At 73.9% G+C, this 10,240-nt stretch carries 9 protein-coding genes; 4 read left to right on the top strand and 5 right to left on the bottom strand.

The genetic code is table 11. The features are described from left to right. Window positions 1–57: 57 nt before the first annotated feature. The 4 genes from sepH to AB0O00_RS20535 form a co-directional block, all read right to left on the bottom strand. Window positions 58–1,125: a septation protein SepH gene (gene sepH / locus AB0O00_RS20550; protein ID WP_363653762.1), complete on the bottom strand. Its 1,068-nt coding sequence runs from the start codon at window positions 1,123–1,125 to the stop codon at window positions 58–60. A 649-nt stretch (window positions 1,126–1,774) separates the two neighbouring features. Then, entirely contained in the window at window positions 1,775–2,389 is a 615-nt protein-coding gene (locus AB0O00_RS20545) for a hypothetical protein (RefSeq protein ID WP_363653760.1), read from the bottom strand. Between the two features lie 134 nt (window positions 2,390–2,523). After that, entirely contained in the window at window positions 2,524–3,846 is a 1,323-nt protein-coding gene (locus AB0O00_RS20540; RefSeq protein ID WP_363653758.1) for a D-arabinono-1,4-lactone oxidase, read from the bottom strand. 137 nt (window positions 3,847–3,983) lie between these two features. Further along, window positions 3,984–5,240: an MFS transporter gene (locus tag AB0O00_RS20535; RefSeq protein WP_363653756.1), complete on the bottom strand. Its 1,257-nt coding sequence runs from the start codon at window positions 5,238–5,240 to the stop codon at window positions 3,984–3,986. 129 nt (window positions 5,241–5,369) lie between these two features. Here AB0O00_RS20535 and AB0O00_RS20530 point away from each other — a divergent pair, with 129 nt between their 5' ends. Then, window positions 5,370–6,512: a ferrochelatase gene (locus tag AB0O00_RS20530; protein ID WP_363653754.1), complete on the top strand. Its 1,143-nt coding sequence runs from the start codon at window positions 5,370–5,372 to the stop codon at window positions 6,510–6,512. A gap of 23 nt (window positions 6,513–6,535) precedes the next feature. Beyond that, window positions 6,536–7,354, top strand: a complete 819-nt coding sequence (locus AB0O00_RS20525) for an inositol monophosphatase family protein (RefSeq protein ID WP_363653752.1) — start codon at window positions 6,536–6,538, stop codon at window positions 7,352–7,354. A 200-nt stretch (window positions 7,355–7,554) separates the two neighbouring features. Here AB0O00_RS20525 and AB0O00_RS20520 read toward each other — a convergent pair whose 3' ends face one another. Continuing rightward, window positions 7,555–7,740 (bottom strand): hypothetical protein, encoded by a 186-nt coding sequence (locus AB0O00_RS20520; protein ID WP_030285471.1) that lies wholly within the window; start codon window positions 7,738–7,740, stop codon window positions 7,555–7,557. 441 nt (window positions 7,741–8,181) lie between these two features. On the opposite strand from AB0O00_RS20520, the gene AB0O00_RS20515 reads away from it, so the two are divergent. Next, window positions 8,182–8,835 carry a response regulator transcription factor gene (locus AB0O00_RS20515; RefSeq protein WP_097235981.1) on the top strand — a complete coding sequence of 218 codons (654 nt, stop codon included), beginning with the start codon at window positions 8,182–8,184 and terminating at the stop codon, window positions 8,833–8,835. A gap of 71 nt (window positions 8,836–8,906) precedes the next feature. Next, window positions 8,907–10,226: a HAMP domain-containing sensor histidine kinase gene (locus AB0O00_RS20510; protein ID WP_363653749.1), complete on the top strand. Its 1,320-nt coding sequence runs from the start codon at window positions 8,907–8,909 to the stop codon at window positions 10,224–10,226. Window positions 10,227–10,240 lie beyond the last annotated feature (14 nt).

The raw sequence follows: 10,240 nt of genomic DNA, 5'->3' as shown, positions 1-10,240 counted from the left end.
GCGTGCGAAAGGGGCGGGAGGCCGGAGCCTCCCGCCCCTTCCGCATGGACGGCTTTGCTATTCCTGTTTCTTGCGCCGGCTGCCGAAGACGATCTCGTCCCAGCTGGGCACGGTGGCCCGGCGGCCGGGCCGGACACCGTCGGCTTCGGCCTGCCGGTCGGTGGTGCCGACCAGGCGTTCGCGGTGCGGGGCGACGGCGCGCGGCATCAGGATGTCGGCGTAGGCGGAGCCCGCGCCGACGGCGGGTGCCGCGGCGGCGGCCGGTTCCTCGGTCTCCTCGGCGACCTCGGCGGGCACCGGTTCGATCGGGGCGGGGCCGACGGCGAGGTCGCCGCGGAAGGCGGGGACGACGTCGAGCAGGCTGGTCAGCGAGTCCCGGCCCTCGGCCGCGGCCTCCCGCGCCTCGCGGGCGGACATGATGCGGTCGGCGGAGGGCCGGTCGATCATCGGGCGGGGCGGCCGGTCCTGGGGGAGCCGGGCGATCCGCGGGATGAACGGGAAGACCGAGTCCTCCTCGCGCTCGACGGTCTCGCCGATCAGCGCGCGGGCCTCGTCGTCGTTGGGCGTGACGAGGCGCCGGGGCGGGTCGTAGGTCCAGGAGGCGCTGCGGCCCTCGCCGTCGGCGCGGTAGGAGAGGATGACCTCCCACGTGCCGTCGTCGCGGCGCCAGGAGTCCCAGCGCTCGGTGTCCTTCTCGGCGCCGCGCAGCGCGAGCCGCTCGGCGACGGCCTCGCCGAGCTGCGGGCCGGGGGACTCGCCGTTGCGGCGGATGGCGGTCTTGCGGGCGCGCTCGGCCATGAAGGCGCGTTCGGCGAGGACGGGGCCCTCGAAGCGGCGGACCCGGTCGACGGAGATGCCGGCGGCCTGGGCGACCTCCTCGGCGGAGGCTCCGGCTCGTATCCGCGCCTGGATGTCCCGGGGGCGAAGGTGGCTCTCGACCTCGATCTCGATCTGGCCGAGGCGCGGGCGGTCGCCGCGGATGGCGGCGCGCAGCCGCTCGTCGATGGGGAGGGTGTACTCCGTGCTGTCGGCAGCCTTGAGCACCAGCCGTGTGCCGTCGTTGCTGACGGCCACAACCCGCAGTTCGGGCACGGTTACCTCCCGGGTGGTGCCTGCCGACGTCACCTGCGTCGCTGCTCCCGTACTGAGTGTGGCCTGCCCGCTCGCGACTGGCCACAACCTTGCTGAGTTCCCCGGCGTGTCGGGCTCACGCCCGTGAACGCCGCTGTGGCACGGTTGCCTTTTTGCCACGTCATCCGTCGACGTCGCGCCTGGGTGTCCCGGCCGTCCTCGCACGCGGAGTGTTTCGCGACGATCCGGGACCGGCGTCGCCGTGCGTGCCTGTGTCGTGGCTCTTCGTCAAGTTGCCGTGGTACTGGCAGTCGACAAGTCGACCCAAGGCTCAGGCTTTACGAACAGTACTCCATTCGTGGCATCCGAAGGGGCGGCTCGCCGCTCAAGTCTCCCGCGATTCACGGGAATCTCAAGAGCGCGCGCCCCGGGCGGCGGGCCGCTGCCGGATGAACGGTGATCATCTTCACACAATCCCGGAGGGAAGAACCGGATTTTCGTCCCTTGTGTCCTTCTTTGGGCAAGATGGAGTGTCTTGTTCGAAGAACAGTCGTACGGACCGAGGGATGTCGATGCCGGAGCGGGAGCCCGTCGAGGAGGGCGGGAAGGACGAGCGCAGGCGGATCGACCTGAGTGTGGCTCAGGTCGCGGCGAGCGCGCTGGCCGCGGTGGTGGGCGCCTTGTTGGCGTCCGAACTCGGGGTCTACGGCACGATCATGGGCGCGGCGGTGGTGAGCGTCGGGGCCACCACGGGCGGTGCGGTGTTCCAGCACCTCTTCAGGCGCACCGGCGAGCAGTTGCGCGAGGCGGTGGACCGCGGGCCGAACCAGACGGTGAACGGGCTGCGGCAGGTGCCGGCGGACGACGCGGCCGCGGCGGTGGCGCCGACGCCTCCGGTGATCTCGTCGGAGTGGAACGAGCCGCAGGTGGTGCGGGCGCGCCGGCGGTGGACGTGGCGGACGTACGCGGCGGTGTCGGGGCTGGTGTTCGTGCTGGCGATGGCGCCGATCGTGGTGTTCGAGGTGGCCACGGGGCAGCCGGTGTCGGCGACGGTGACGGGGCAGACGGGCAGTGGCACGTCGTTCGGCGGCAGGGTGAGCACGGAGTCCAAGCCGCCGGCCGGCGATCCGACGGGCCGCCCGTCCGGTGGCGGGCACGAGCAGGGCGGCGGGGTGCCGTCGGGCGGGGCGTCGTCCCCGGCGACGTCGAAGCCGCGGCCGGAGCCGAGCGGCAGCCCGAGCGGGACGCCGAGCTCCGGCGGGTCGCCGTCGGCGGACCCGACACGGACCCCGGAGCCGAGCCCGAGCGGGACGCCCACCTCCGGCGCGTCCCCGTCGGCGGGCGGCAGCGGGAAGCCGACCGGCGGGGCGACTCCGCAGCCGCCCGCGCCGAGCCAGGCCCCGGCGTCGCAGGCGCCGGCGCCCGCCGCGGAGACCCCCGCCGGTTAGCCGGTCAGTCCCCGAGGACCCGGCGCAGGTACGGGTTGGCGAAGAGGCGGCCGGGGTCGACCTCGTCGCGCAGGGCGGTGAAGTCGCCGAAGTGCGGGTAGACCCCGGCGAGGTACTCGGCGTCGCGGGTGTGCAGCTTGCCCCAGTGGGGGCGGCCCTGGTGGGCGGCCATCAGCTGTTCGACGCCGGTGAAGTAGCCCTGGTCGCGGGTGCCCCGGTAGAGGTGGACGGCGATGTAGGCGCTGTCGCGGCCGGAGGCGGTGGAGAGCCAGAGGTCGTCGGCGGGGGCGAAGCGGACCTCCACCGGGAAGCTGATCCGCCAGTCGGACCGTTCGACGAGCGCCTTCAGTTCGCGCAGCACGTCGGCGACGGCGGCGCGCGGCACCGCGTACTCCATCTCGACGAAGCGGACCTTGCGCGGGCTGGTGAACACCTTGTGCGAGGTGTCGGTGTAGCTGCGGTCGGACCACGCCCGGCTGGCCAGCGAGGCGATGGCGGGGATGCTGGCGGGGAAGCGGCGGCCGACCCGGCAGGCGCCCTCCCACACGGTGTTGGAGAGGAAGTCGTCCTCCAGCCAGCCCTTGAACCGGGGCAGCGGGGCGGCCGGCCCCTGGCTGCGGTTGTTGCGCTTGGTGCTGCAGCGGTCGGTGTGCGGGAACCAGTAGAACTCGAAGTGCTCGTTGACGGCGGTGAGGTCGTCGAGGCGCTCCAGGACCTCGTCGAAGGGCATCGGCTGCTCGTGGGCGGTGAGCAGGAAGGACGGCTCGACGCCGAAGGTGAGCGCGGTGATCACGCCGAGCGCGCCGAGGCCGAGCCGGGCGCCCTGGAAGAGCCGCGGGTTCTCGGTGGGGGAGCAGTGCCGGACGGTGCCGTCGGCGAGGACGATCTCCAGGGCGCGGATCTGTGCGGCGAGCGAGCCGGAGTCGCGGCCGGTGCCGTGGGTGCCGGTGCTGGTGGCGCCGGCGACGGTCTGGACCTCGATGTCGCCCATGTTGGTGAGCGAGAGGCCCTCGGCGGCGAGCAGCCGGTTGAGCCGGTGCAGCGGGAGGCCGGACTCGACGGTGACGGTGCCGGCCTCGCGGTCGATCCCGCGGACGGCGGTGAGCGCGTGCGGGCGGATCTGGACGCCGTCGCCTGCGGAGGCGATCGCGGTGAAGGAGTGGCCGGAGCCGACGGCCTTGACGGTGCGGCCCTGGTCGGCGGCGCGCCGCAGTTCCCTGGCCAGTTCCTCCGCGGTGCCGGGCGCGGCGACCCGCACGGGCCGGGCGCTCTGGTTGCCGGCCCAGTTGGTCCAGCGGGTGGCCGTCGCGGTACTGGCCTGGGGCATCGGGCTGCCTCCTGCTCCGTGGCCGACCGGGGTCGGCGGGGGTCCGGGCGGTGGGGGCCGCCGGTGGGGCCTGTGCACGGGGCCGCGAGGCCCCCTACCCGCGGGTAGGCCCGCGAGTAGGGAGGAGATTAGTCAGTTCACCGTCCGAGGTCTACGGGTTCGACGGCGGGCGCCTCGGGCTCGGCCGCGGGCAGGCCGGCCCGCAGGGTGCGCAGGCCGCCGAGGGCGACCAGGACGCCGAAGACGCCGGCGACCAGCGGCACCCAGTAGCCGGCGGCGGCGCCGGAGGCGTCGACCACCCAGCCGCCGGCCGAGGAGCCGAGGGCGACGCCGAGCGCGAGGCCGGTGGTGGTCCAGGCCATGCCCTCGGTGAGCTGGGCGGCCGGGACGAGCCGCTCGACGAGGGCCATCGCGGAGATCAGGGTGGGCGAGATGGCGAGGCCGGCGAGCAGCAGGACGGCACCGGTGGCGAGCAGCCCGCCGAGGCCCTGGATCGCCTCGGCGACGAGCAGCACCGGGATCATGGTGAGCGCCATCATCACGACGCCGACGACGAAACGATTCGCCAGGGGGCTGGTGGGCTTGAGCGCGCCGTAGACCATGCCGGCGAGGCCGGAGCCGAGCGCCCACACGGCGAGGACGGTGCCGGCGAGCCCCTCGTGGTCCTGGGCCCGGGCGAAGGCGACGGTGACGATCTCGACCGAGCCGAAGATCGCCCCGGTGGCGATGAAGGTGAGCACCAGCACCACCAGACCGGGGTTGAGGATGGCGCTGCGCCCGCTGCGGGCGGCGGCCGGGTGGACCGGTGGTTCGGTGCGCCGCTGGGCGGTGAACAAGACGATGCCGACGGTGAGCGCGAGCCCGGCCGCGAGCACGCCGGACTCGGGGAAGACGTTGGTGGCCAGGCTCACCGCGAGGATCGGGCCGACCATGAAGCAGAACTCGTCGACCACCGCCTCGAACGAGTAGGCGGTGTGCAGCCGCGCGGGCTTGTCCCGGTAGAGGTGGGCCCAGCGAGCGCGGACCATGGCACCGGCGCTGGGCATGACGCCCATGCCGACGGCGAACACGAAGAGCGTCCAGTCCGGCGCGTCGAAGTGGGCGCAGAGCAGCAGCCCGGTCGCGGCGGAGATGCAGAGCGCGGCGGCGGGCAGCGCGACGCGGCGCTGCCCGTGCCGGTCGATGAGCCAGGACACCGCCGGCCCGAGCACCGCGGCGGCGATCGCCAGCGTCGCCGAGACGAGGCCCGCCACCCCGAAGGAGCCGCGCTGCTGGGACAGCATCGTCACGATGCCGATGCCGGTCATCGATATCGGCAGCCGGGCCAGGAACCCGGCGGCGGAGAAGGCCAGCGTGCCGGGGGCGGCGAATATCTGGCGGTAGCTGGACAGCACGCGGAAGCTCCGTCGGGGTAAGGAACAAGGCGGTTGAACACAGCTTACGTATGTTGGCAAACGGTATTTCCCGGTCGCTCGCGCGGCCCCGCCGACGGGCTCCGGCCCCTCAATGGCAGGATCGGTGCCATGTCCGACGCGCGCAAACCCTCCCTCTCCGGCGCCGCTCCCTACGACGCCCTCCTGCTGCTCTCCTTCGGTGGACCCGAGGCCCCCGAGGACGTCGTGCCGTTCCTGGAGAACGTCACCCGCGGCCGGGGAATCCCGAAGGAACGCCTGAAGGAGGTGGGCAAGCACTACTTCATGTTCGGCGGGGTCAGTCCGATCAACGGGCAGAACCGCGAGCTGCTGGCCGCGCTGCGCAAGGACTTCGCCGAGCACGGCCTGGACCTGCCGGTCTACTGGGGCAACCGGAACTGGGCGCCCTACCTGACCGACACCCTGCGCGAGATGGCCGCCGACGGCCACCGCAGGATCGCCGTCCTCGCCACCAGCGCCTACGCCGGCTACTCCGGCTGCCGCCAGTACCGCGAGAACCTCGCCGACGCGCTCGCCACCCTCGCCGAGGAGGGCGCCCCCGAGCTGCGCGTCGACAAGCTGCGGCACTTCTACAACCACCCCGGCTTCGTCGGGCCGATGACCGAGGCCACCGTCGCCGCCCTCGAGCAGCTGCCCGCCGGCGTGCGGGCCGGCGCCCGGCTGGCGTTCACCACCCACTCCATCCCCGACGCGATGGCCGAGACCTCCGGCGCCCCGGACGACCCGGCGCGCGGCGAGCCCGGCGGCGCGTACGTCGCCCAGCACCTGGACGTCGCCCGGCTGATCGTCGAGGCCGTCGCCGAGCGCACCGGTGTCGCCGGCCGGCCGTGGGAGCTCGTCTTCCAGAGCCGCAGCGGCGCCCCGCACATCCCGTGGCTGGAGCCGGACATCTGCGACCACCTGGAGGCCCAGCACGCCGACGGCGCGCCGGCCGTCGTGATGGTCCCGATCGGCTTCGTCTCGGACCACATGGAGGTCAAGTACGACCTCGACACCGAGGCCGTCGCCAAGGCCGCCGAGCTCGGCCTGCCGGTGGCCCGCGCCGCCACCGTCGGCGCCGACCCGCGGTTCACCGCCGCCGTGCGCGAGCTCGTCCTGGAGCGGGCCGCCACCGAGCGCGGCGAGGGCGTGACCCGCTGCGCCCTCGGAACGCTCGGGCCCAGCCACGACGTGTGCGCGGTCGCCTGCTGCCCCAACCCGCGCGCCCCCCGCCCGGCCGCCGCCGAGCGCTGACCCCGTCCCGGAGGAGATCACCCGTGTCCAGCCCCGCCCTGCCCGACGCCCGGCTGCTCGACGACCTGCTCGACGTGGCCCTGGACGCCGCCCGCAAGGCCGGCACCCTGCTGCGCGACGGCCGGCCCGCCGACCTGGGCGTGGCCGGCACCAAGAGCAGCCCGGTCGACGTGGTCACCGAGATGGACCTCGCCTCCGAGAAGCTCGTCCTGGAGCTGATCGCCGACCGCCGCCCGCAGGACGGCTACCTCGGCGAGGAGGGCGCCGACCGGGCCGGCACCAGCGGCGTGCGCTGGGTCGTCGACCCGCTCGACGGCACGGTCAACTACCTGTACGGGCTGCCCTCGTGGGCGGTGAGCGTGGCCGCCGAGGTGGACGGCCGGGCGGTCGTCGGCGTCGTCTACGCGCCGGCCCGCGGCGAGCTGTTCCACGCCGTCGTCGGCCGCGGCGCCCACCTCGACGGCGCGCCGATCTCCGCCCGCCCTGCCCCGCCGTGGGGACAGGCGCTGATCGGCACCGGCTTCAACTACGTCGAGGCGGTGCGGGTCCGGCAGGCCGAGGTGCTGCTGGCCCTGATGCCCGAGGTGCGGGACATCCGCCGGGGCGGCGCCGCCGCGGTGGACCTGTGCGACGTCGCCGCCGGGCGGCTGGACGGCTACTACGAGCGCGGCCTGGCCCCCTGGGACCGCGCCGCCGGCTGCCTGATCGCCGCCGAGGCCGGCGCCCTGACCGGCGGCCGGCCGGGGCAGGGCCCCGACGGCGATCTCACCGTCGCCGCCGCCCCCGGCGTGTACGAGCCGCTCCAGGAGCGCCTGGCCGCGCTGCGCGCCTGGGCGGACTGAGCGCCGGGTCGAACCACTGCCCCCGAGGCGCGACCTGCCTCGGGGGTAAAACTTTGCCCCTAAGGCCAGACGGGCCCGGTTGGGCCGGGCAAACGAAGAGCCCTGGCATACGGGGGATGCCAGGGCCTGGGGGTTTCGCACGGCCCCCGCAGGGCCGCTGGTGCCGGAGGACCGGCGACGGGGTCAGGTGCTGCGGAGCGTCACGCGGCGGTGCGGTGACGGTCGAGCACGGTGTCCACTCCGTGCTCGGCGGCGAGTCGGCGGAGGTCGTCCAGCTCGGACTGCTCCACCTCGGCGAGGAACTCGTCCCCGGCCTCGATCGCGCGGTGCAGGTCCTGCTCGGCGTTGGCTATGCGCTGCAGGATTCCGGCCTTGAAGGCGTCCATACGGGCCCCCTTACTGTGTCGGACGTGCACGGTCGTGCGTTCTCCGCCCTGAGGTGGTCCGGTCGACGGAAGCGCCCTGGCCGACGGTCTGCTGCTCCGGTCGGGCGCGGAGACGGCCCCTCGGCCGCTCCCGGTGACGTCCCAGCCCCAAGGCCGGCGCGGATGAACGCACGGCGGGTGGGTGCGACCGGCCAAGGGCCAGATCGCGGGTGTGCAGCTGTCCTCCCCGCACCGGGCGCCGGGAAACCTGCCCGGACGAGAAAGTTGCCCGTGTCACAGTCCAATCGGAGTGCTGCGGATGCGAACCGTGACCGGGGGGAGCCGGGCGAACCTGCCCGAGTGGCAGCTTATCGCTGCTTTACCGAAGGACCAGGCAGGATGGAGGCACGTTCGGAGCCGCGCGTCCGCTTCCGGGGCCGGCCTGGAGAAGGGACAACGACCGTGCGGGTTCTCGTCGTCGAGGACGAGCAGCTGCTCGCCGAGGCCGTCGCAACCGGCCTGCGCCGCGAGGCGATGGCCGTCGACGTGGTGTACGACGGGGAGGCCGCGCTCCAGCGCATCGCGGTCAACGACTACGACGTCGTCGTGCTCGACCGGGACCTGCCGCTCGTCCACGGCGACGACGTCTGCCGCAAGGTGGTCGAGCAGGGCCTGGCGACCCGGGTCATCATGCTGACCGCCTCCGGCGACATCAGCGACCGCGTCGAGGGCCTGGAGATCGGCGCCGACGACTACCTTCCGAAGCCGTTCGCCTTCAGCGAACTCGTCGCCCGGGTCCGGGCGCTGGGCCGCCGCGCGACCGTTCCGCTGCCGCCCGTCCTGGAGCGCGCCGGCATCTCGCTCGACCCCGGCCGCCGCGAGGTCATCCGCGACGGACGCACCGTCCAGCTCGCCCCCAAGGAGTTCGCCGTCCTGGAGGTCCTGATGCGCGCCGGCGGCGCCGTCGTCTCCGCCGAACAGCTCCTGGAGAAGGCCTGGGACGAGCACACCGACCCGTTCACCAACGTCGTGCGCGTCACCGTCATGACGCTGCGCCGCAAGCTCGGCGACCCGCCGGTCATCGTCACCGTGCCGGGCTCCGGCTACCGGATCTGACCGGAGCCCGCCCCCGGCTTCCCACCGAACAGCGCCCGCCCCCACCCGGCGGTCGCCCCGAGAGGACCATCATGACCACCCCGCCCCCGGCCGGCGGGCCCTCCGGCGCGCCCGCCGGCGGCCCGCGCGTCGTACCGCCCAAGCCCGCACACCCCCCGCGCGCGCCCCGGCTCCACCAGTCGACGCACGAGACCTACGTCCCCGGCGACGGCATGCTCGCCTGGCTGCCGTTCCGACCCACCATCCGGATGCGGCTCACCCTGCTCTACGGCGGGATGTTCCTGATGGCGGGCATCGTCCTGCTGCTGGTGATGTACTACTTCAACCGCCAGGCCCTCCAGGACTCCGCGCTGCCGCACCTCGTGCTCAGCAGCCCGACCGGCAACATCCAGGTCAACACGCCGGACGGCCTCACCATCGCCAACCAGGCGACGCTGGACCGGTGGCTGGCCAACTACCAGGCCGCCCAGTCCAGCCAGGCGCTCAACACACTGCTGCGCAAGTCCCTCACCGTCCTCGTCTGCCTCGCCGTGATCGCCTTCGCGGCCGGCTACGCGATGGCCGGCCGGGTGCTGCGCCCGCTCGGCCGGATCACCCGCACCGCCCGCGACGTGGCCTCCTCCGACCTGCACCGGCGGATCGAGCTGGACGGGCCGGACGACGAGCTCAAGGAGCTCGCCGACACCTTCGACGACATGCTCGACCGGCTGGACCGCTCGTTCGACTCCCAGCGCCGCTTCGTCGCCAACGCCTCGCACGAACTGCGCACGCCGCTGGCGATCAACCGGACCCTGCTGGAGGTCCAGCTCTCCGACCCGGCCGCCTCGCCCGACCTCCAGCAGCTCGGCAAGACCCTGCTGGCCACCAACGAGCGCAGCGAGCAGCTCGTCGAAGGCCTCCTGCTGCTCGCCCGCAGCGACAACGAGCTCACCGAGCGCCGCCCGGTCGACCTGTCCGAGGTGGCCTCCCGGGCGCTGGAGCAGACCCGCTCGGAGGCCGACAAGCGCGAGGTCGAGCTGCGCTCGACGCTCGATCCGGCCGTGGCCTCGGGCAACGGGGTCCTGCTGGAGCGGATCGCGCTCAACCTGCTGCAGAACGCCGTCCGCTACAACACCGCCGGGGGCTGGGTCGAGCTGACCACGGCCGAGGTGCCGGGCGGCGGCGAGCTGGTCGTCTCGAACACCGGCCCGGTGGTGCCGCAGTACGAACTGGAGCACATCTTCGAGCCGTTCCGCCGGATCAAGGGCGCCGACCGCACCCGCAGCGACAAGGGGGTCGGGCTCGGCCTGTCCATCGTGCGCTCGGTGGTCCGCGCCCACGGCGGCGCCATCGAGGCCACTCCGCGCCCCGGTGGCGGCCTGACGATGCGAGTGCGCATCCCCGGCCCCTGACCCCGCCCGCGGGC

It is taken from the genome of Kitasatospora sp. NPDC093558, assembly GCF_040683475.1.
Taxonomy (GTDB): domain Bacteria; phylum Actinomycetota; class Actinomycetes; order Streptomycetales; family Streptomycetaceae; genus Kitasatospora.
The sequence above is the reverse complement of the archived record's forward strand: the minus strand, read 5'-3'. Positions and strand labels throughout refer to the sequence as shown.